Raw genomic sequence first — 22318 nt, 5'->3', positions numbered from 1 at the left:
GCCCGCCGTGCCGAGCGGCCGCGCCCGCCGATACGGCGCGCGGCTCCCGGCTTGCCGAGCGGTGTGTTGCCCTGCTGCGAAGATTGCCCGGAGTTGGCCCACTGCGGGTAACCGCACAATCGCCCGTGGTCGCCGGTGAGATGTGACGGCAGGGTGACCAAGGTTTCGCAACCGTGCAATGCCCCGTTGTGAAGATTCTGCGAAGTGGACTTCGGTGTCGATCCTGGATGTGGCGCCGGGTACGTTGGGTCAATGTTCTCGAAAGTCTTGGTTGCCAACCGCGGCGAGATCGCCATCCGAGCCTTCCGCGCGGCGTACGAGCTCGGTATCGGAACGGTTGCCGTCTTCCCGCACGAGGACCGCAATTCGGTCCACCGCCTGAAGGCGGACGAGGCATACGAGATCGGCGAAGAGGGGCATCCCGTCCGGGCCTATCTCTCGGTCGACGCGATCATCGAGGCGGCCAAGACCGCCGGTGCCGATGCGATCTATCCGGGATACGGGTTCCTCTCCGAGAATCCGGATCTGGCTGCCGCCTGTGCGCGCGAGGGAATCACCTTCATCGGTCCGTCGTCCGAGGTCTTGGAGCTCGCGGGTAATAAGGCGCGGGCGATTGCGGCGGCGAAGGCGGCCGGGTTGCCGGTCCTGAATTCCAGTGCGCCTTCCGCGGATGTCGGCGAACTGCTCGCGGCGGCCGAGTCCATGGAGTTCCCGGTTTTCGTGAAGGCCGTCGCCGGTGGTGGTGGTCGCGGTATGCGCCGGGTGCAGGCGCGTGAACAGTTGCGGGAGTCGATCGAGGCGGCCTCGCGGGAGGCCGAATCCGCGTTCGGCGATCCGACGGTGTTCCTGGAGCAGGCGGTGGTCAATCCCCGTCATATCGAGGTGCAGATCCTGGCCGATACCCACGGCAATGTGATGCACCTGTTCGAGCGGGACTGTTCGCTGCAGCGGCGGCACCAGAAGGTGATCGAGCTGGCGCCCGCCCCGAATCTGGATCCCGAACTGCGGGACCGGATCTGCGCCGACGCGGTGGCGTTCGCGCGGCAGATCGGTTACAGCTGTGCGGGTACCGTCGAATTCCTGCTCGACGAACGCGGGAACTATGTCTTCATCGAGATGAACCCCCGGATCCAGGTCGAGCATACGGTGACCGAGGAGATCACCGATGTGGATCTGGTGCAGTCGCAGCTGCGGATCGCGGCGGGGGAGAGCCTGGACGATCTGGGCCTGAGCCAGGACAAGGTGACCATTCGCGGCGCGGCGCTGCAGTGCCGGATCACCACCGAGGACCCGGGGAACGGTTTCCGCCCGGATACCGGCCGGATCACCGCCTACCGCACGCCCGGCGGTGCCGGGATCCGGCTCGACGGCGGCGCGAACCTCGGCGCCGAGATCGGCGCCTATTTCGATTCGATGCTGGTGAAGCTGAGCTGCCGCGGCCGGGATTTCCCGGCGGCGGTGGCCCGGGCGCGCCGCGCGCTGATGGAGTTCCGGATCCGTGGTGTCACCACCAATATCCAGTTCCTGCTGGCCGTGCTCGACGACCCCGATTTCAAGGCCGGGCGGGTTACCACGTCGTTCATCGACGAGCGTCCCCAGTTGCTGTCCTTGCGCGAACCCGCCGACCGCGGCACCAAGATCCTGAACTATCTGGCCGATGTCACGGTGAACAAACCGCACGGGGCGCGCCCGACGGCGGTGTATCCGCACGACAAGCTGCCGGCGATCGACCTGTCGGTACCGCCGCCGGATGGCTCCCGGCAGAAGCTGCTGACCCTGGGCCCGGAAGGGTTCGCGCGAGCCCTGCGTGAACAGAAGGCCGTGGGCGTCACCGACACCACGTTCCGGGACGCCCACCAGTCGCTGCTGGCGACCCGGGTGCGGACCAACGGCCTGCTCGATGTGGCGGGGCACGTCGCCCGGCTCACCCCCGAACTGCTCTCGGTCGAATGCTGGGGCGGCGCGACCTACGATGTGGCGCTGCGCTTCCTGTACGAGGACCCGTGGGAGCGGCTGGCCGCCCTGCGTGAGGCCATGCCGAATATCTGCCTGCAGATGCTGCTGCGCGGCCGCAACACCGTCGGCTACACGCCGTATCCGGAGCGGGTGACCCGGTCATTCGTCGCCGAGGCCACCGAAACCGGGATCGATATCTTCCGGATCTTCGACGCACTCAACAATGTCGATCAGATGCGTCCGGCGATCGACGCGGTCCGCGAAACGGGTACCGCGGTGGCCGAGGTCGCGCTGAGCTACACCGGGGATCTCAGCGATCCCGACGAGAAGCTCTACACCCTGGACTACTACCTGAAACTGGCCGAGCAGATCGTCGACGCGGGCGCGCATGTGCTGGCGATCAAGGATATGGCCGGTCTGCTGCGGGCCCCGGCGGCGGCGAAACTGGTGACGGCGCTGCGCAGCAATTTCGATCTGCCCGTCCATGTGCACACCCACGACACCCCGGGCGGTCAGCTCGCGACCTATCTGGCGGCGTGGCAGGCCGGCGCCGACGCGGTGGACGGTGCCTCCGCGGCGATGGCCGGCACCACCAGCCAGCCGGCGCTCTCCGCGATCGTCGCGGCCGCCGCGCACAGCGAGCACGACACCGGCCTGAACCTGGGCAATGTCTGCGATCTGGAGCCCTACTGGGAGGCGCTGCGCAAGGTGTACGCCCCGTTCGAGTCGGGGCTGCCCGCCCCGACCGGACGCGTCTACACCCATGAGATCCCGGGCGGCCAGCTGTCCAACCTGCGCCAGCAGGCCATCGCGCTCGGCCTGGGCGACCGCTTCGAGGAAGTGGAGGCGAAATACGCCGCGGCCGACCGGCTGCTGGGCCGGTTGATCAAGGTGACCCCGTCGTCGAAGGTGGTCGGTGATCTCGCGCTGTCGCTGGTCGGCTCCGGTGTCGAGGTCGACGATTTCGCGGCCGATCCGGGTCGCTACGACATCCCCGATTCGGTGATCGGTTTCCTGCGCGGCGAACTCGGGACCCCCGCCGGGGGCTGGCCCGAACCGTTCCGGGAGAAGGCCCTCGCCGGACGCAGTGCCGCCAAACCGGAGACGCCGTTGACGGCCGCGGACGAGGCCGGGCTGGCGGGCACCTCGCAGGAGCGCCGCGCGACTCTCAACCGGTTGCTGTTCCCCGCGCCCACCGCCGAATTCCTCGCTCACCGCGAGAAGTACGGCGATACCACGGGACTGTCGGCGAATCAGTTCTTCTACGGCTTGCGGCACGGCGAGGAGCACCGGGTTCAGCTGGAGAAGGGCGTCATCCTACTGATCGGGTTGGAGGCCATCGCCGAACCCGACGAACGCGGTATGCGCACGGTGATGTGCATTCTCAACGGGCAGCTGCGCCCGGTTTCGGTCCGGGACCGGTCCATCGCCAGTGAGATCCCGGCCGCGGAGAAGGCCGATAAGAACAATCCGCACCATATCGCCGCGCCCTTCGCCGGTGTCGTCACCCTGACCGTCGCCGAGGGCGATCGGGTTGCCGCGGGCGATACGATCGCGACCATCGAGGCCATGAAGATGGAGGCCGCCATCACCGCGCCGCGCGGGGGAGTGGTGGGCCGGGTGGCCATCACCCAGGTACAGCAGGTCGAGGGTGGTGACCTGCTGATCGAACTGGGCGGACGCGAATCCGAATGACCCGGATCGTCGCCGGAACGGCAGGCGGTCGGCGCCTGCGGGTGCCGCCCGCCGGGACCCGGCCCACCTCGGACCGGGTACGCGAGGCGCTGTTCTCCTCGATCGAGGCCCGGATGGACCTGGACGGGGTCCGGGTTCTCGATCTCTATGCGGGGTCGGGTGCGCTGGGGCTCGAGGCGTTGTCCCGCGGCGCCGAGACCGCGTTGCTGGTCGAATCGGATCGGCGGGCGGCGGCGGTGCTGCGCGGCAATATCTCGGATCTGGGGTTGACCGCGGCTCAGGTCCGGGTCGGTGCGGTAGCGCAGGTGCTGGCGCAGGCCGGTGCGGGCGATTTCGATCTGGTCTTCGCCGATCCGCCCTACGATCTGCCCACCGCGGCCGTCGAGGGGGATATCGGCGCGCTGGCGGCCCACGGCTGGCTGGCCGAGGACGCGCTGCTGCTCATCGAACGATCCATCCGTTCGGCGGAGATCGCGTGGCCCGCGGGTTTCGCCGGGCGCGCGCCGAAACGGTACGGGGAAACCCGGATCGAGTCCGCCGAATACATCGGCACCGGCACGGTGGATTCCGCCCTACCTGCTAGCGTTTGAGCCATGGCAGGAGCATTGTGCCCGGGCTCGTTCGATCCGGTGACCAACGGCCACCTCGATGTGTTCCGCCGGGCGGCGGCCCAGTTCGACGAGGTCGTCATCACGGTCAATGTGAACAAGAAGAAGCAAGGCATGTTCAGTGTCGAGGAACGCATCGAAATGTTGCGCGACGCTACCGCTGATCTGCCGAACATCCGGGTCGCGTCGTGGGCCGGCCTGACCGTCGATTTCGCCCGGGAACAGGGGATCTCCGCGATCGTCAAGGGTCTGCGCGATGCCGGTGACTTCGGGTACGAACTGCAGATGGCGCAGATGAACAAGAAGCTCGCCGGGGTGGATACCTTCTTCATCGCCACCAACCCGGCGTTCAGCTATCTGTCCAGCTCACTGGTCAAGGAAGTGGCGGCCTTCGGCGGCGATGTCAGCGATATGCTGCCGCCGCTGGTGCACAAGCGCCTACTGGACCGGCTCGCCGAGCGCGCCGGCTGATTCCTCCCGGGCGGCGCTCACTTCCCGTGCCCGCCGTAGTGGCCCGAACACCAGGCCGCGCAGGGCCAGGAAACGCAGACCGCCCACGGCGGCGCTGATTGCCAGTACGGCCGCGGCCTGCGCCGGTTCGGCCATTGTGGGAGCGAGAACTTCCAGCGCGGCGAGGGCCGCCGTGCTGATTCCCAGGCCCAGCAGCGCCAGGCCGCCGCCCTCCCATTGTGCGGTGAACCAGCCCACCCGCTCGGCTGCGTGGAAGGTGAGGCGGCGGTGCAGTTCATTGGCCAGGATCGTGCTCACCACCGAACCGGCAACATTGGCCAGCAGGGTGCCGGCGCCGGTCAGGCTGAGGAAGAGCAGCACGTAGGAGATATTGCTCAGACCGCCGACCAAGGCGAACCGGATCAGCTGCGGAAATGCCCGGTCGCCGCGCAGATACCGGAGCAGGCGCCGCTGCCAGGCCACCGGGTCGATCTGTTCCGGCCATTCGATATCCAGGTCCCCGGCGGACAGTGCCCCGGACGAGGGCAGCTGCAGGATGGTCATGGGCGGTTCCGATCGGGCAAGGGTCAGGTGGTCCATCGCGGCGCGATGCGACTCCCTACGAATTTAACACCAAGCGGAGACCGCGTCTCCAGTTGATCCCCGGAAGTCTGTGGATATCCCCCTGGAAGTAGCGACACACCGAAAGTGGGCTCGGCTCAGCCGACGGGCCGGGGCACACTGGGAACGGCGTGATATTTCGCCGATCGTCAGCAGGAGGGCACTGAGCATGTACCGGGTATTCGAGGCGCTCGACGAACTGGTCGCCATAGTCGAGGAGGCACGCGGGATACCCGCGACGCGCAACTGCATCGTCCCGCGTCCGGAAACGCTCGACCTGCTCGACGATGTGCGTGATGCGCTGCCGGCCGAGATCGACGATGCCCAGGATGTGCTCGACCATCGCGACAAGATCGTCGACGACGCCCGCGGCCTGGCCGAGGAAACCGTCCGTAGCGCCGACGAGCAGGCCACCACCACCGTGGCCGACGCCCGCGCCGAGGCCGACCGGATCCTCGCCGAGGCGAAAGCGCATGCCGACCGGATGGTCGCCGAGGCCACTGCGCATGCCGACCGGATGGTCGATACCGCCACGAACGAAGCTCAGCGCCTGGTCGCCGACGCCAAGGCCGAATACGAATCGGTCACCGGCCGGGCCCGTGCCGAAGCCGACCGGATGACCGAGGCCGGCCGGGCATCTTACGATCGCTCGGTGGCCGACGGCCAGGCCGAACAGCGGCGCCTGGTGGAGGAAACCGAGGTCGTGCGGACCGCGCACGCGGAATCGGCCCGGCTGATCGATACCGCGCAGGCCGACTCCGACCGGATGCGCGCCGATTGCGACCACTATGTCGACAGCAAACTCGCCGAACTCGAAGAGACTCTCGGCGGCGCCCTGCGCACCGTGGGCCGCGGCCGCCAGCAGTTGCGCAACGGTTCGGGGGTACCGGACTACGCGGCGGAGTTCCGCCGCTAGCCACCGGACGATTTTGCAGGTAACCGCCCGTTTCGCGTACTGTGGTGTGGTTGCCCGCCGGAATCCGGCCAGTACCTGATACCCCGAACGACCCAGTGGAGTGTTCTTCGATGCCTGCCGATACAACCGCGCGCTCGCGTTCCGGTGCACACCGTGCACACGACGCGGGTTTCGTGCTGGATGTCCGCAGCCTCGGTCGCGCCCCGGGATCCATGCGCGAACTGCGGCGAACCGTCACCACCTCCGAACGGCTCGGCCTGGACCTGATCGCCGTACCGGCCGGTTCCGAGGTCGAGCTGGATCTGCGTCTGCAGTCGGTCTCGGAGGGGGTGCTCGTCACCGGAGCCGTCACCGCGCCGGTGGCCGGTGAATGCTCGCGCTGCCTGGAACAGTTCACCGATTCGGTCGAGGTCTCGCTGACCGAACTGTTCGCCTACCCGGACAGCACCACGGATCAGACCGCGTCCGACGACGAGATCTACCGGATGGACGACGACCTCATCGACCTCGAACCCCTGATCGTCGACCAGCTCGGCCTCGAATTACCGCTGCAGCCGCTGTGCACTCCCGACTGCGCGGGACTGTGCCCGGAATGCGGGGTTCGGATGGCGATTGCAGGATCCGATCACGGGCATGAGATACTGGATCCCCGCTGGGCCGGGCTGGCGAAATTCGCCTCCGGATCGCCCGGCAGCGGCAGCCCCGACAAGGGTGCGGCCACCGGAGACCATTCCGCAGACATTGCACGTAACAGCACAGAGGAGAAGTAGTCGTGGCCGTTCCCAAGCGCCGGATGTCCCGTTCCAATACCCGGTCTCGGCGCAGCCAGTGGAAGGCCGTTGCGCCTACGCTGATCACCTGCCCGAACCGGGCCTGCGGTCAGAAGACCCCGCCGCATATCGCGTGCCCCTCCTGCGGTACCTACAAGGGCCGCCAGGTCGCCCCGGCCGTCTGATCCCCGGTCGACCATTGACCGCGGGCAAAGACGAACCCGGCGAGCGGCCGGATCAAGCGAGTTTGCTCGCCGCCCTGGGTGTCGAGATACAGCCCGAGCTGCTTCGTCTCGCATTGACCCATCGCTCGTACGCGTACGAAAACGGTGGGCTGCCGACCAATGAGCGGCTCGAATTCCTCGGTGACTCCGTCCTCGGACTGAGTATCACCGAACGGCTCTATCACGAGCACCCGGAGAAATCCGAGGGCGAACTGGCAAAGCTGCGCGCGAGTGTGGTGAATATGCACGCACTCGCCGAAGTGGCGCGAAAGCTGGGCGAGGGCGGTCTGGGTACGCATCTGCTGCTCGGCAAAGGTGAGGAACTCACCGGCGGCCGGGACAAACCCAGCATCCTGGCCGACGGGATGGAGTCGCTGCTCGGTGCCGTGCATCTCGAGCACGGTATCGATGTGGCGCGTGAGGTCGTGTTGCGGCTGTTCGCCGAACTGCTCGAACGCGGTCCACGGATGGGCGCCGGACTGGATTTCAAGACCAGCCTGCAGGAACTGACCGCCGAGCGCGGTCTGGGCGTGCCCAGCTACGAGATCACCTCCACCGGGCCCGACCACGACAAAGAGTTCACCGCGACCACCGTGATCGCCGGCGATGCCTACGGGCAGGGGATCGGACGGTCGAAGAAGGAAGCGGAGCAGAAGGCGGCGGGCGCCGCCTACCGCGCATTGACCGGCGAATCCTGAGGTGCCCGAGCTTCCCGAGGTCGAGGTCGTTCGCCGCGGCCTGGCCGAACATCTGTGCGGCCGGACCGTGGAATCGGTCACCGTCACGCATCCGCGTTCGGTGCGCCGGCATGTGGCCGGTGCCGCCGATATGGCGGCCCAGCTGACCGGTCTGACGGTGGACGCGGCCCGGCGCCGCGGTAAATACCTGTGGCTGACCTTCGACGAACCCGCAGGTGATCCTGCTGACATCGCGCTCGTTGTCCACCTGGGGATGAGCGGGCAGATGCTGGTGCAGCCGGCCGGCGCGCCGGTCGAGAAGCATGCGCATATCCGGGCGACCCTCGACGACGGCCGGGAGTTGCGGTTCGTCGATCAGCGCACCTTCGGTGGCTGGGTGCTGGCACCGCTGGTGGAGGTGGACGGTGCTCTGCTGCCCGATCTGCTGGCCCATATCGCCCGCGATCCGCTCGATCCGCGTTTCGATGCCGAGCGGGTGATCGCCGTGCTGCGGACCAAGCAGGCCGAGATCAAACGGGTACTCCTGGACCAGACCGTGGTCTCCGGTATCGGCAATATCTACGCCGACGAGGCACTGTGGCGGGCGCAGGTCCACGGTGGCCGGACGGCGGCCGGACTCACCCGTCCGGTGTTGCGGCGGCTGTTGAGCGAGGCCGCGGCGGTGATGAACGATGCGCTGGCCGCGGGCGGCACCTCGTTCGACGCACTGTATGTGAATGTCAACGGCGAATCCGGCTATTTCGAGCGAGCCCTGGCGGTGTACGGGCGCGGTGACCGGCCCTGCCCGCGCTGCGGTGCGGTGATCGTCCGGGAGAAGTTCATGAATCGCTCGTCCTTCTCGTGTCCCCGGTGTCAGCCTCCGGCGCGCCGCCGCAAAACCACGGTGTAGATCTCTCGCGGCGGCGCCCGGCGACGGGTTACGGTTTTCTCGGCCAAGATCGTCGACCGGTCGGCCTGGGAAGGACGCCATGCGCAAGCTCACCTACTTCGTCGCCGCCACGATCGACGGGTTCATCGCCACCGAAGACGGTGCCGTCGATTTCTTCCCGGTCGGCGGCGACCACAGCCGCACGATCACCGCGCAGTATCCGGAGACCGTGCCGTCCGAAGTACGGCGGACACTCGGTATCGGCGCGCGCAACGCCAACTTCGACACCGTGATCATGGGCCGCAGAACCTACGATTTCGGGGTGCGCACCGGGACGACCAATCCGTACGCGCATCTGCGCCAATTCGTGGTGTCCACCACGCTCACCGCACCTCCCGATCCGGCTGTGGAACTCATCGGCGCCGACCCCCTGGCCCGAGTGCGTGAACTCAAACGCGAGCAAGGCCCCGGCATCTGGTTGTGCGGCGGCGGTCGGCTGGCCGAGGAGCTGCTGCCCGAGATCGATCAGATTTTCCTCAAACTGCATCCGATCGTGCTCGGGCGGGGACGGCCGCTGTTCGGCAGTGGTCCGCGACTGCCCGAGCCCCTGGAATTCCGTGTCATCACCAGCCAGGTCTTCGACGACGGGGTGGCCTTCGTCAAGTACGGAAAGGCCCGCTGACCGGTGTCCGGCGACGCGCCCGAAACCACCGGACGGCCCGCGCCGGGGCCGGTGGCGGCGTTGCGCGAAATCGGGTTCTGGCTCGAACGGGGTCGCGAGAAAACGCATCGGGTCAAGGCGTACCGGCGGGCCGCCGATATCGTCGCCGGTCTCGGCGACGAGGAGATGCGGCGGCGCCGGACAGCCCGGAATTGGCAGGAGCTCGCCGGGATCGGCCCGAAGACCGCGGCCGTGATCGAGGAGGCCTGCGAAGGCGTCGTCCCGGGGTACCTCGCCGAGTTGCGGGCCGCGGCGCGGCCGATCGGAGCCGCGGGCGCCGAGCTGCGCACGCGGTTGCGCGGTGATCTGCACACTCATTCGGACTGGTCCGACGGGGGAAGCCCGATCGCGGAGATGATGGGTTGTGCGGCTGCTCTCGGACACGAGTACTGCGCGCTGACCGATCATTCACCGCGGCTCACCGTCGCGAACGGTCTTTCCGCGCAACGGTTGCGCCGCCAGCTCGACGTGGTCGCCGAAGTGAACGCCGAACTGGCCCCGTTCCGGGTACTCACCGGAATCGAGGTCGATATCCTCGACGACGGCAGCCTCGACCAGGACGCCGATCTGCTCGCCGAACTCGATATCGTCGTCGCCAGCGTGCATTCCCGGCTACGCGACGACCGCGACACGATGACGCGGCGCATGGTGTACGCGGTGGCGAACCCGCATGTGGACGTCCTCGGGCACTGCACCGGACGGCTGGTCGAGGGCGGGCGGGGGACGCGGCCCGAATCGGATTTCGACGCCGAGATCGTCTTCGAGGCCTGCCGCCGCTACGGTACGGCGGTCGAGATCAACAGCCGGCCGGAGCGGCAGGATCCGCCGGAGCGGTTGATCCGGCTCGCGCTCGAGATGGGATGCGAATTCGCGGTCGATACCGATGCCCACGCGCCGGGGCAGCTGGACTGGCAGGGGTACGGGTGTGCCCGCGCTGTGGCCTGTGAGGTCGCGCCGGACCGGATCATCAATACCCGGTCGGTGGACGAGCTGTTGGAATGGACGCGGTCGGGCGGCGCCTGAGCCGCTGATAATACGTGTGCCTGGGTCGCCGACCATTCGGTCAGGTGTCTTGGAGGCCTTGTGGCCGAGCTGCGTGGCCTGTCGGTGCCGACCGCGATAATGCTCCGTATGCGGGAATTGTCACTGCGCACCTTGAACCGGACCCTGCTGGTACGCCAGCATCTGGCGGCCCGGACGGACCTCACGCCCTACGAGCTGATCCGGCATCTGGTCGCAGTGCAGGGGCAGGAACCGAATTGGCCTTATATCGGGGTGTGGTCGCGGTTGGCGCGGTTCGATCATCAGGAACTCGCCGCGCTGATGCACGACCGGAAACTTGTCCGGTCCACCACGATCCGGCGCACCGTACATCTGAGCACGGCGGAGGATTTCCGCTGGTTGCGTCCTACAGTTCAGGCGTATATCGCGGGGGCGCTCAATACCGCCTACTACCGCGAGGAGATCGACGGTATCGAGTTGTCCGAGTTGGCCGCGGCCGGCCGGGAAGTGCTGGCGGGCCGGCGGATGTCGCGCGGTGACCTCGGAAGGCAACTGGCCGAGCGTTTTCCGCAGCGCCATACGCGCAGGCTGGCGGAGGCGGTCGAGGTACTGGTGCCGATGGCGCACGGGGCCGAAACGGGGGAATGGGGGCGTTGGCGCAACCGTTATGTCACCGTCGGGCCCGCCGAGGAGTGGATCGGCGCACCGCTGGGTCCGGCCGATCCGTCGACGATGATCATGCGTTACCTCGCGGCGTTCGGCCCGGCGAGCGTTGCCGATATCCAGGCCTGGTCGGGTCTCACCCGGCTCGGCGAGGTCGTCGAGCCGCTGCGTCCACAGCTGCGGGTGCTGCGCAGTGCTGAGGGAGCGGAACTGTTCGATCTGCCCGACGCACCGCTCGCCGATCCGGAACTGCCTGTGCCGGTGCGTTTCCTGCCCGCATTCGACAATGCGCTGCTGGGTTACCGGGACCGGCGGCGGATCATCGCCGAGGAAGACCGGCGGCGGACCTCCCGGGAGGCCTCGGCCGGGGTTCCGGTGTATCTGGTGGACGGTTTCGTGCACGGCAGGTGGTCGCTGCAGGATTCGGCACTGCACATCGAGCCCTGGTACGGGTTCACCGCGGACCAGCGCGCGCTCGTCGAGGAGGAGGCCCGGCGGCTGCTGGCATTCGTTACCGACGACGGTGCCGGGGATATCGTCGTCGCCGGCTGAGCGAGGTCAGGGCGTCGGGTGGGTGGTGGTATTCCGCTGGGCCCCTTCGATTTCCGGTCATGTTATCGGCGGAGCATTTCCGGTGGATCGATCGCCCAGACCCTCGATAGATGAGTTGGCCGGCGTAGAACACCTCCTAACCGCCACGGCATCAGGTGTTCCGCGTCGGGGTGCACCGGCGGTCCGGTGCTGTGGAGTCCGCGCCCGCGCTGAAAGGGCGAGTGTCCGGGAGGCGAATCCGCGCGGTGAACGGCGTATCGATGCCGAGGCGCGAACACATCCGCCCGACGGTCGATGACGCTCTGGTGAATGGTGTGCGAACACCCGCCGGGCCGAGGAGATTTCGCCGTACGGTTGGCCGAAGATTGGGACAAATAGCGCGATTCGGGGTGGTAGCGGCCGGTGGGTGAACTTCTGTTCGGTTTTGTGCTCCCGGTCGCCGGTATCGCGATCCCGGTGGGCGCCTTCGTCTGGGAATTCGTTTTCGTCGGCCGGAAGCGGCTCGGCTGGCGGGTGCAGATGGATACGCCGGTCACCGGTGAAGCGGAATCCGGGCACGCCGGGGCCCTGCGACAGTTACGGCAGACCGCCGAGGGGGCCGAACGTAACCTGCAGGATCTGTCGGTGGTGCTGGTCCGGATCGAAAACCACGGCGCCACCACCATCGATGCCACCGACTATGTGACCGGACAGAACGGCCAGGCCGGATTACATCTGCACTTTCCGCAGCGGCGGGTGATCGGGATGGCGGTCACCGAGCTGAGCAATCCGGGGCTGGCCGTCTGTTTCGAACCGGATTCGGGCTTCGGTCACCGTGAACTGGCGGGCCAGGATATCGGTGTCATCGATCTGCCGAAGGTCCCGCTGAACCGGTCGGACCACTACAAGATCCTGGCGACCCTGGAACGGACCGCCGGCACCGGCGACTACCCCGAGCCCACGATGCAGGGCGTGGTCACCGGCGGCGGGATCACCAAGACCCAGGGCCGTTCCGGGGCGTCGCTGCTCATGCTCGTGCTGATCGGGTTCCTGGTCACCGTCATCGCGGCGATGACGGTGCTCGATATCGTCGAATCCGAGGCCGCGCCGAGTGGTTGCGCCACAGGACGGCTCACCGTGGTGGGTTCGACCGCCTTCGCGCGGGTGGTCGAGGAGGCGGGCGAACTCTACGAACGTACGTGTCCGGGTTCGGATATCAGCTACGAATTCGAGGGCAGTGAACGCGGGATGACGCGGGTCGACGACGCACGCGGTGCCGACGGCACGCTGCTGGCGATCGGTGATGCACCCAAGGGCGCGGACTTTCCCGCATTGGTACAGCGGCCGCTGGCGCTTTCGCTGTTCACCGTGGTCGTGCACCCGGAAACGGGGGTCAGCGATCTCACGGTCGAGCAGATCCGGGATCTGTTCCTCGGCAGGGTCACCAACTGGCGGGCAGTCGGCGGCGCCGATCTGCCGGTGCGGGTCGTCAATCGCTACGCCGGATCCGGGACCCGCTGGAATTTCGAGACCCGGTTGCTGGAGACCGGGCAGCCACCGGAACCCGGTATCACCTGCAACGAGCTCGCGCGCAGCAGCGAACCCGGGCGCTGCCAGACCTTGACCACCGGCGATGTCCTCGGCGAGGTCGCCGGGATACCGGGCGCTGTCGGATACAGCGAAGCCGCGGACGCCGCGGATACCGCAGGCCTGGTGCGCGTGACAATCGGTGGCCGGCCTGCGACGCGAGAGGCGGCGGGGGAGCAGAGCTACCCGTTCTGGGGCGTGGAGTACGCGTACTCCTACGGCGATTTCGCGCCCGGATCCATCGGTGCGAGCTTCGTGCGCTTCCTGCTGCGGGAGGGCGGTCAGGACGTAATCCGCCGCTACGGGAATCTTCCTTGTGCGGAGCTTGCCGATACCTCGCGATGTCACCCGTATCGGTGACCAGGAGTGCGGTCCGCGTGTGATCAGGGGGCTGAATTCCCGGCGTAAAGATCGCGCAAGCAACGGGTTTCCGGGCTGTCCGGAGGGGTAGTTTTCCAGCGCATCGCCCGTGAGTACGGAAGGACTGCCATGTCCCTGCTGACACCGACGTTGATCGCCGGATTCATCGTCGGTCCGCTACTGCTGCGGCTTCTCGCCGTGATGCTGGAGGACCGGCCGAAGCGGCCGGTCCGGGTGACTGCGCGGCGTTCGCGCCGGGGCTGATCCGCGCCGGTCACGGACGGGTGCGCGCGGCTCGGACGGTGGGTGGCAGGATCGCAACCATGGCTGATGACACCACCACTGCGGCCGCCGCCGCGGCGCCGGCCGGCGCACCCTCGGGCCCGACCACACTGTGGGTGGAGCGTACGGGGACCAGGCGCTATACCGGGCACAGTTCACGCGGCGCGGAGGTTCTGATCGGGTCCGAAAGCGTTCCCGGCGTGTTCACACCCGGTGAACTCCTGAAGATCGCGCTGGCCGCATGCTCGGGGATGAGCTCGGATTTCCCGCTGTCGCGCCGACTCGGCGACGACTACGACGCCACGATCCGGGTTTCCGGTGCCGCGGACCGCGAGAACGAGGTGTATCCACAGCTGGACGAGGTATTCGAACTCGATCTGAGCGAACTCGACGATGCCGCCCGCGAGCGGCTGCTGGTGACGGTGCAGCGAGCGATCGACAAGGTGTGCACCGTGGGCCGGACATTGAAGGCGGGTAGCAAGGTGACGCTGTCCTTCGAGATCGATACCGTCGACTGATCATGGCGGGCGATACGGCGGGGCAGCAGTCGGCGAACGATCCGGTGCGGCTCAGCGCGTGGGTGCACGGATACGTGCAAGGCGTGGGTTTCCGCTGGTGGACCCGTTCGCGGGCATTGGAGCTCGGGCTCACCGGGCATGCCACCAACGCGCCCGACGGCAGGGTGCACGTGGTGGCCGAAGGGCCACGCCGCGTGGTGGCCGAGCTGTTGGCGCTGCTGCGTTCTCCGGCGGCGCCCGGCCGGGTGGATCTGGTGGTGGAGAACTGGGAGCCGGTCCGGGGCGGGTTGCAGGGTTTCGTGGAGAGATAGGGGCTCGTCGGCTGCTCGGCTGGGGGTGCTTTCCGGGCCGGTGCTGCTGCCACATGGGTGAGCGGCCGATGGCCGAGTCCATGTGGTGGCCCCTCCGCGCGGTGGCCGAGCTGTTGGCGCTGCTGCGTTCTCCGGCGGCGCCCGGCCGGGTGGTTCTGGTGGTGCAGAACTGGGAGCCGATCCGGGGCGGGCTACAGGGTTTCGTGGAGATAGGGGCGGTCGGCTGCTCCGCGAGGCGGTGCTTGCCGCGCCGGCCCTGCCGCCACATATGTGAGCGGCCGGGGCCTCCGTCGGGCACAGCGTCGACCCCGTACGTCGATTGTGGTGCCGGGGATCGCTTGCCGCTGCTCCTGCTGTCCATGGCCGGGCCTGTTCGGATCATTCCGAGGTAGCGGGTGTGTGTCGGACAGAGGCCCGAACCCCCTTGACATTCCACAGTGGGAGTAGCACTCTGGTTTTATTCCACAGTGGAGTGTGGTCTGATGTGTAAGGGGAGCGCTATGGAGATCTCGGCGGGCATCCGCGCCTCGGATGCCGAACGTGATCGATTCGTGCGGGAGCTGGGCCGGCATCTGGGCGACGGCAGGCTGGATCTCGCCGAATACGACGAGCGGGTAGCGCAGGTGTACCGGAGCGCGACCCGCGAGGAACTGCAGGGTGTGCTCGCGGACCTGCCCGAGTTGAAGGCGCCCCCCGGCCCGGACTCGTCCCCGCGGCGATCGCGCTCGCGGTTCCCGATCTGGCAGCGGATCGAGGGCAGCGCGTGGCTGGGTGTCAGTGTGCTGGTACTGGTGATCTGGGCGGCGATCTCGCTGGGCGTCGGAGCGTTCACCTACTTCTGGCCCATATGGGTCATCGGCCCGTGGGGCGCCGTGCTGGCAGTGCGCGCGGCAACCGGAATCGAGGCCGGCAGCTGCCATCGCCGAAAGGTATAACGCCCGGTAGCCTCGGTGGTATCCGGTCGGCGGAACCACCGGGCTACGGTGCGGGCCGCTCTCGGCAACCACACCGCCACCACCCGCTGCCGATCGGCCACCTCCGGTGCGCCGGATGGGTTTATCTCGCCGCGGGCCTATAGCATGGCTGATCGGCCTGAGCGAGGCGGACAGTACGTGGAGGCGGAAAGGGTCGTCGGCGTTGCATCTGAAGAGCTTGACGTTGAAGGGGTTCAAATCCTTCGCGTCCGCGACGACACTGCGGTTCGAACCCGGCATCACCTGCGTCGTAGGTCCGAACGGTTCCGGTAAATCCAACGTCGTCGATGCGCTCACCTGGGTGATGGGCGAACAGGGCGCCAAAGCATTACGCGGCGGCAAGATGCAGGATGTCATCTTCGCCGGTACCTCCGGCCGTGCCGCGCTCGGGCGGGCCGAGGTCACGCTCACCATCGACAACTCCGACGGCGCGCTGCCGATCGATTACGCCGAAGTCTCCGTCACCCGCCGGATGTTCCGCGACGGGGCCGGCGAATACGAGATCAACGGCAACTCGTGCCGGTTGATGGATGTCCAGGAACTGCTCAGCGATTCCGGTATCGGCCGCGAAATGCATGTGATCGTCGGCCAGGGACAGCTCTCGGCGATCCTGGAATCGCGACCCGAAGACCGGCGCGCCTTCATCGAAGAAGCAGCGGGCGTCCTCAAACACCGCAAACGTAAAGAAAAAGCCGTCCGCAAACTGGACGCCATGCAGGCCAACCTGGCCCGCCTCACCGATCTCACCACCGAACTGCGCCGCCAGCTCAAACCGCTGGGCCGCCAGGCGGAGGTGGCGCGCCGCGCCCAGACCGTCCAGGCCGATCTGCGCGACGCCCGGCTGCGATTGGCGGCCGACGATCTGGTCACCCGGCGGGCCGAGCTGCAAAGCCAGCAGAGCAAGGAAGCCTATGCGCGGGAACAACAGATCACCGTGCAGAGCGAACTCGACGCGGCCAATGCGGCCCTGGCCCAGCAGGAGTTCGAACTCTCCCGGCTCACTCCCGGCGCCGAAGCGGCGGGCCAGCTGTGGTTCCAGCTGTCCGCGCTGGCCGAACGCGTCAATGCCACCACCCGGATCGCGACCGACCGCGCTCGCCATCTCGATACCGCCCCCGCGGCGAATACCGGCCGCGACCCCGACCAGCTCGAAGCCGAAGCGGACCGGGTGGAAGCCGAGGAGGCCGAACTCCGGGAAGCCGTCGAGATGGCCACGGAGACCCTCGAAGCCGCCCGCGACGGGCTCGCCGAACGCGAACACGAGGCCAAGGCGGCCGAACAGGCGCATCTGGCCGCCGTCCGGGCCATCGCCGACCGCCGCGAAGGGTTGGTCCGGTTGTCGGGGCAGGTCGAGAACCTGCGCACCAAAGCCCAAGCCATCGATACCGAGATCGTTCGCTCGAGCACCGCCCTCACCCAGTCGCGGACCCGAGGCGAGGAAGCGCAGCGCGAATACGACGCCGTGCAGGACGAACTGGCCGAACTCGACGCCGGGGAAGCCGGGCTCGATGCCCAGCACGAACATGCTGTCGAGGCGCTCGACCTCGCCGATCACCGGGTCACCGAACTGCGTGCCGAGGACCGCGACGCCGGGCGGCGGGTCGCCTCGCTGACCGCGCGGATCGAAGCGCTCGGCATGAACCTGGCCAGCCGCGACGGCGCGGCCTGGCTGACCGAGAACCAGCCGGCCGGGCTCCTGGGCCCGCTGTCCGAACTGCTCGGCGTGCACGCCGGGTACGAGGCCGCGGTCGCGGCGGTGCTGGGACCGGTCGCCGAGGCGGTGGTCGCCGATACCGGTGATACCGCGGTCAGTGCCGTGCGGGCGCTCGGGAAGGCCGATGCCGGCCGGGCCGCGCTGGTCTACGAGGGTGTTGCTGCCGATACCGGGATCGACGAGGCCGAACTGCCCGGCGGGGCGCGCCGGCTGGCCGACGTCGTGAATTACCCCGATTCGCTGCGTGCGGCGGTGGTCGCGCTGACGAGCCGGGTCGTGGTCGTCGACGATCTGGACCGTGCCGCGGAAGTACTGGCCGCACGTCCGGAGCTGCGGGTGGTGACCCGGGAAGGCGATCTGGCCGGAACCGGCTGGCTGATCGGCGGATCCGATCGCGCACCGAGCCGCCTCGAGATCCAGGCCGAAATCGATACCGCCGAAGCCGAACTGCGGGCCGCGCAGCGGCATGCCGAGGAACTCGAAGCGAGCCTGTCCGGGGCGCTGGAGGAACAGGCCGACCGCAAGGACGCGGTGGACCAGGCGCTGCTGGCGCTGCACGAATCGGATCAGGCGCTCAACAGCATCTACGAACGGCTCGGCCGGCTCGGTGCGGCCGCGCGGACGGCGAATACCGAATCCGAACGCCTCATCGAACAGCGGGCCGCCGCCGAGACCTCGCGGGAAGAAGCAGTCGCCGCGCTCGCCGACCTGGAGGACCGGCTGCACCGCGCCGAACTGGAACAGGCCGATACCGACGGCGATGCGGCCGGCGCGGCCGGTACCGAGGCCGCCGCGCTGGCCCGGGAAGAAGCCGCCGCGGCGCTGGCCGAGGCCCGGGCCATGGAAGTGGAGGCCCGGCTGGCGGTGCGGACCGCCGAGGAACGTGCCGAATCCGTGCGCGGTAAAGCGGAAACGTTGCGCCGATCCGCCCGGACCGAACGCGAGGCCCGCGCCCGCGCCGAACGTGCGCAGGCCGCCCGCCGGCGCGCGGCCCAGGTGGCCGCTGCGGTCGCCGAATCCGGTGCGGAACTGTCCGCCGAACTGGAGCAGGTCGTGGCGGCTGCCGCCGCCCGGCGTGACGATCTCGTGCGCCGGCGCACCGAATGCGCGACCTCGGTCGACCAGATCAAGGAGCGGGTGCGGGCGTTGAGCACCCAGCTCGGGCAGCTCACCGACGCGGTGCACCGCGACGAGGTCGCCAAGGCGCAAGCCGCGCTGCGGATCGAACAACTCGAGGCGAATATCGGCGAGCAGTTCGGTATCGCGCTCGACGATCTGATCGCCGAATACGGACCCGATATCGCGCTCCCGCCCAGCGAGCTGGAACTACGCGAATACGAGCAGGCCAAGGAGCGCGGGGAGCAGGTCACCGCACCGGCGCCGATGCCGTTCGACCGGGCTTCGCAGGAGCGGCGCGCGAAACGGGCCGAGAAGGATCTGGCGACCCTCGGCAAGGTGAACCCGCTGGCGCTGGAGGAGTTCGCCGCCCTCGAGGAGCGCTACAACTTCCTGGCTACCCAGCTCGAGGACGTCAAAAAAGCCCGCCAGGACCTGCTCGACGTGGTGGCCGAGGTGGACGACCGCATCCTGCAGGTCTTCACCGACGCCTACGCCGATGTGGAACGGGAATTCGTCCAGGTCTTCTCGGCGCTCTTCCCGGGCGGCGAAGGCCGGCTGCTGCTCACCGATCCCGGCAATATGCTCACGACCGGTATCGAAGTGGAGGCGCGGCCGCCCGGAAAGAAGGTCAAGCGGCTGTCGTTGCTGTCCGGTGGCGAGAAATCGCTGACCGCGGTGGCCCTACTGGTCGCCATCTTCCGTGCGCGGCCCTCACCGTTCTATGTCATGGACGAGGTGGAGGCCGCGCTCGACGACACCAACCTGCGCCGCCTCATCGGACTGTTCGAACAGCTGCGCGAGAAGAGTCAGCTGATCGTCATCACCCACCAGAAGCCCACCATGGAGATCGCCGACGCCCTCTACGGCGTCAGCATGCGCGGCGACGGCATCACCCAGGTGATCTCGCAGCGCCTGCGCGGGCAGAACGTGGCACCCGCGGGCGCACCGACGTGATTCCGCCGGGGAGCGTGACGGTCGGGCTGCGACTCACCCGGTACCGCGTCGGGGCCCGACAGCGGTATGGGTGGTCTCCGGTTCACGCCGGTTGCCAGTAACCCGGCAAGGGCGTGGACGACGCCCGTCGCCAACTCCCCGTGGCGCCGTGATCGCGCCGCCTGATGATCAGCGATCCCGGACGATGAATCCGGCATCGGTCCACAGAAGGATCCGAGCATCGCGGTGCAGCGAGAACTCGAGGAAGTGTTCGACGGTTTTCTTCGCCCCCATAGCGGCGCTCTACTGCCGGCGCGCGGCAGCGACAGCGCGTTGTCTCACAGCAGGTCGCTGACGTCGTCGGGTACGTCGACCGCGTATTTTCGCAGGATTTCCATCGATATCACTTCCAGGGCATTCTCATGGGTCGCCGCCAGTATCACCGGCGCGGCGACACCGTCCTCGTGCGCGTGTAACCAGCGCACCGCCACCACACACCATCGGTCGCCCGGCTGCAGGCCGGGAAAATTGTTCTCCGGACGCGGTGTGCTCAGATCGTTGCCGATGGATGCCTGGTGCTCCAGGAACTCGGCTGTGACGACCGTGCACACGGTGTGGCTGCCCAGATCCTCCGGGCCGGTGCTGCAGCAGCCGTCCCGGTAGAACCCGGTCAGAGGATCGGTGCCGCACTCTTGTAGCGGACCCCCAAGCACGTTTCGATCGGTCACATCGCCGATCCTATTGGCCTGTAGCGAGAACTTCCGCAGGACAAGAAATCTCACCCGTCGTGTTCGCGGGGCTGAGCAGGGAATGTGCAGCGTATGGGAGGGCGGGCTCGGGTCCGGCCGCCGCGCGGGCCGGGCGGGGTCGGCGGGGGCCCGCACCGGCTCTGCAAGGATGGGCGGTGTGAGTGCGCAAGCCTGGATTCTGATCGCAGCCATCGCCGCCGTACTGCTGGTCGCGCTCGTGGCCGGCTTCGTCCGGTACAAACGCGGCCGGGTCTCGCTGACCCCGCCGGCGGAGAAAGGGGAGCTGGCCGACCGGTCCGGTGGGTACCAGGCGGCCGGCGGTTTCAGTTTCAGTCAGGGCGGGCAGGGAGCCACCGCGGCACCCGCGCGCCCGAGTCCCGCTGAGCGGACGGATACCGAGGGTCAGCCACATATCGGTGACGACGCCGCGATCCCCCGGGACGCGCCCCGCCGCGGTATCACCGATGTCCCGCTGCCGGATACCGCCGACACCGCAACCACCACCGCGCCGGAAGCGCCGGGCGGGGGTACCGCTGCTCCCACTGCACCACCGGAACCCGAGACGGCCCTGCCGCCGGAAACCGGAACGACCGCGGCACCCGGGACCGGAAAGCCCGGGGCTCCCGCAGCGGAGACCACCGCGCCCGGCGAAACCGGAACCTCCGCGCCCGCGGAATCGGCGACCTCCACGGCGCCGGCGACCGAGACGTCCGCACCGACGACGGACGAGACGTCCGCACCTCCTGCGGCCGATACAACCGTTCCGCCGTCGGCAGAGACGCCGGCAGACACGACTGCGCCGCCCGCGGCGGAGGCGCCGGCGTCCGCCGAACCCGGGACAACCGTGCCGGGGGCCGGTGGTGCGGCTGCCGCGGCGAGCGCTGCCGCACCGGATACCGAGACCGCACCTCCCACGGAACCCGCCACCGGCGAAGCTCCGCTGGTGGCTCCCGATACCGCGGCCGGCGCCCATCTCGTCCCCGAAGTCGAGGAGATCGAACCGACCTCCGGCCGGTTGACCCGGCTGCGCGGGCGGCTGTCGCGGTCGCAGAACGCGGTCGGCAAAAGCCTGCTGGGTCTGCTCGGTGGTGGCGACCTCGACGAGGAATCGTGGGAAGAGGTCGAGGACACGCTCGTCCTGGCCGATATCGGCACGGCCGTCACCACCGTCATCGTGGAGCGGCTGCGGGAGGAAATGGCCGCACGGAGCGTGCGCACCGCCGATGAGGCGCGGGCGGTGTTGCGCGATGTGCTGATCGAATCGCTGCGGCCCGAACTCGACCGTTCCGTACGCGCCCTACCGCATCCCGATCACCCGTCGATCCTGCTCGTCGTCGGGGTCAACGGCACAGGTAAGACCACGACCACCGGCAAACTCGCCCGCGTGCTCGTCGCCGACGGCCGCCGGGTGCTGCTGGGTGCGGCCGATACCTTCCGGGCCGCCGCGGCCGACCAGTTGCAGACCTGGGGTGAGCGGGTCGGTGCGGATACGGTCCGCGGCAAGGAGGGCGCCGATCCCGCCGCGGTGGCCTTCGACGCGGTGGCCTCCGGTATCGACTCCGGCGTGGACGCGGTACTCATCGATACCGCCGGCCGCCTGCATACCAAGACCGGGCTGATGGATGAGCTCGGCAAGGTGAAACGGGTGGTGGAGAAGAAGGCCTCGGTGGACGAGGTACTGCTGGTGCTGGATGCGACCGTCGGCCAGAACGGGCTCATGCAGGCCCGGATCTTCGCCGAGGTGGTCGATATCAGCGGTGTGGTGCTGACGAAGCTCGACGGCACTGCGAAGGGCGGGATCGTCTTCCAGATCCAGCACGAACTCGGGGTCCCGGTCAAACTCGTCGGTCTCGGCGAGGGGGCCGACGATCTGGCTCCGTTCGAACCGTCGGCGTTCGTGGACGCGCTGCTCGGTTGATCCCGGTCGCCCGGCGGCGTCCAGCAGGCCTGACAGAGGGCCGGTCGCTGCCGGGTGGAGCGACCTCACAAACCGCGGTGAACAGCAGGTACGGCGGCGGCAACACACTCGAAACATGACTGCGTGATCC

At 68.2% G+C, this 22318-nt stretch carries 20 protein-coding genes; 18 read left to right on the top strand and 2 right to left on the bottom strand.

Annotated elements, in window-relative coordinates; all coding sequences use genetic code 11:
• The first annotated feature begins 252 nt into the window (after positions 1-252).
• The 3 genes from ON22_RS17790 to coaD are packed head-to-tail and all read left to right on the top strand — an operon-like array spanning position 253 to position 4730.
• Positions 253-3651, top strand: a complete 3399-nt coding sequence (locus tag ON22_RS17790; RefSeq protein WP_033241353.1) for a pyruvate carboxylase — start codon at positions 253-255, stop codon at positions 3649-3651.
• A complete protein-coding gene (gene rsmD, locus ON22_RS17785) occupies positions 3648-4241 on the top strand; it encodes a 16S rRNA (guanine(966)-N(2))-methyltransferase RsmD (protein ID WP_033241354.1) in 594 nt (197 codons plus the stop codon). Before ON22_RS17790 ends, rsmD begins: the two co-directional genes overlap by 4 nt.
• Before the next feature lie 3 nt (positions 4242-4244).
• Complete coding sequence (gene coaD / locus ON22_RS17780) at positions 4245-4730, top strand: pantetheine-phosphate adenylyltransferase (protein ID WP_033241355.1); 486 nt, start codon at positions 4245-4247, stop codon at positions 4728-4730.
• On the opposite strand, the gene ON22_RS17775 is transcribed toward coaD, so the two are convergent.
• A complete protein-coding gene (locus ON22_RS17775; RefSeq protein ID WP_081595649.1) occupies positions 4698-5273 on the bottom strand; it encodes a GtrA family protein in 576 nt (191 codons plus the stop codon). The two genes, coaD and ON22_RS17775, sit on opposite strands and share 33 nt — an antisense overlap.
• Positions 5274-5499: 226 nt before the next feature.
• On the opposite strand from ON22_RS17775, the gene ON22_RS17770 reads away from it, so the two are divergent.
• The 14 genes from ON22_RS17770 (at position 5500) to smc (ending at position 19542) form a co-directional block, all read left to right on the top strand.
• Positions 5500-6246: a DivIVA domain-containing protein gene (locus ON22_RS17770; protein ID WP_033241356.1), complete on the top strand. Its 747-nt coding sequence runs from the start codon at positions 5500-5502 to the stop codon at positions 6244-6246.
• Positions 6247-6356: 110 nt separating this feature from the next.
• Entirely contained in the window at positions 6357-7016 is a 660-nt protein-coding gene (locus tag ON22_RS17765) for a YceD family protein (protein WP_033241357.1), read from the top strand.
• A 2-nt stretch (positions 7017-7018) separates the two neighbouring features.
• Complete coding sequence (gene rpmF / locus ON22_RS35740) at positions 7019-7201, top strand: 50S ribosomal protein L32 (RefSeq protein ID WP_081595648.1); 183 nt, start codon at positions 7019-7021, stop codon at positions 7199-7201.
• Positions 7202-7215: 14 nt separating this feature from the next.
• Positions 7216-7938 carry a ribonuclease III gene (gene rnc, locus ON22_RS17760; RefSeq protein WP_033241358.1) on the top strand — a complete coding sequence of 241 codons (723 nt, stop codon included), beginning with the start codon at positions 7216-7218 and terminating at the stop codon, positions 7936-7938.
• 1 nt (position 7939) lies between these two features.
• Entirely contained in the window at positions 7940-8827 is an 888-nt protein-coding gene (mutM, locus tag ON22_RS17755; RefSeq protein ID WP_033241359.1) for a bifunctional DNA-formamidopyrimidine glycosylase/DNA-(apurinic or apyrimidinic site) lyase, read from the top strand.
• 79 nt (positions 8828-8906) lie between these two features.
• Complete coding sequence (locus tag ON22_RS17750; RefSeq protein WP_033241360.1) at positions 8907-9488, top strand: dihydrofolate reductase family protein; 582 nt, start codon at positions 8907-8909, stop codon at positions 9486-9488.
• Between the two features lie 3 nt (positions 9489-9491).
• Entirely contained in the window at positions 9492-10550 is a 1059-nt protein-coding gene (locus tag ON22_RS17745) for a PHP domain-containing protein (RefSeq protein ID WP_051157742.1), read from the top strand.
• A 108-nt stretch (positions 10551-10658) separates the two neighbouring features.
• Positions 10659-11744, top strand: coding sequence for a winged helix DNA-binding domain-containing protein (locus ON22_RS17740; RefSeq protein ID WP_033242197.1), 1086 nt, complete (start codon positions 10659-10661; stop codon positions 11742-11744).
• 402 nt (positions 11745-12146) lie between these two features.
• Positions 12147-13670, top strand: a complete 1524-nt coding sequence (locus ON22_RS17735; RefSeq protein WP_033241361.1) for a PstS family phosphate ABC transporter substrate-binding protein — start codon at positions 12147-12149, stop codon at positions 13668-13670.
• A 129-nt stretch (positions 13671-13799) separates the two neighbouring features.
• Entirely contained in the window at positions 13800-13934 is a 135-nt protein-coding gene (locus ON22_RS38025; RefSeq protein WP_255218538.1) for a hypothetical protein, read from the top strand.
• Between the two features lie 59 nt (positions 13935-13993).
• Positions 13994-14470, top strand: coding sequence for an OsmC family protein (locus ON22_RS17730; RefSeq protein WP_033241362.1), 477 nt, complete (start codon positions 13994-13996; stop codon positions 14468-14470).
• A gap of 2 nt (positions 14471-14472) precedes the next feature.
• The gene (locus tag ON22_RS17725) at positions 14473-14781 is read left to right on the top strand and encodes an acylphosphatase (RefSeq protein WP_033241363.1); all 309 of its coding nucleotides are present in this window, start codon (positions 14473-14475) and stop codon (positions 14779-14781) included.
• A gap of 500 nt (positions 14782-15281) precedes the next feature.
• Positions 15282-15716 (top strand): DUF1707 SHOCT-like domain-containing protein, encoded by a 435-nt coding sequence (locus tag ON22_RS17715; RefSeq protein ID WP_033241365.1) that lies wholly within the window; start codon positions 15282-15284, stop codon positions 15714-15716.
• 202 nt (positions 15717-15918) lie between these two features.
• Positions 15919-19542, top strand: coding sequence for a chromosome segregation protein SMC (smc, locus tag ON22_RS17710; protein WP_033241366.1), 3624 nt, complete (start codon positions 15919-15921; stop codon positions 19540-19542).
• A 317-nt stretch (positions 19543-19859) separates the two neighbouring features.
• Here the strand turns inward: smc and ON22_RS17705 are convergent, their stop codons facing one another.
• Positions 19860-20249 carry a DUF2237 family protein gene (locus ON22_RS17705; RefSeq protein WP_033241367.1) on the bottom strand — a complete coding sequence of 130 codons (390 nt, stop codon included), beginning with the start codon at positions 20247-20249 and terminating at the stop codon, positions 19860-19862.
• A 178-nt stretch (positions 20250-20427) separates the two neighbouring features.
• Between ON22_RS17705 and ftsY the strand changes: the two genes are divergently transcribed.
• A complete protein-coding gene (gene ftsY, locus ON22_RS17700) occupies positions 20428-22188 on the top strand; it encodes a signal recognition particle-docking protein FtsY (RefSeq protein WP_033242198.1) in 1761 nt (586 codons plus the stop codon).
• Positions 22189-22318 lie beyond the last annotated feature (130 nt).

Source organism: Nocardia carnea NBRC 14403 (assembly GCF_000308515.1).
GTDB lineage: Bacteria > Actinomycetota > Actinomycetes > Mycobacteriales > Mycobacteriaceae > Nocardia > Nocardia carnea.
This window is presented reverse-complemented; position numbering and strand designations above follow the sequence as displayed.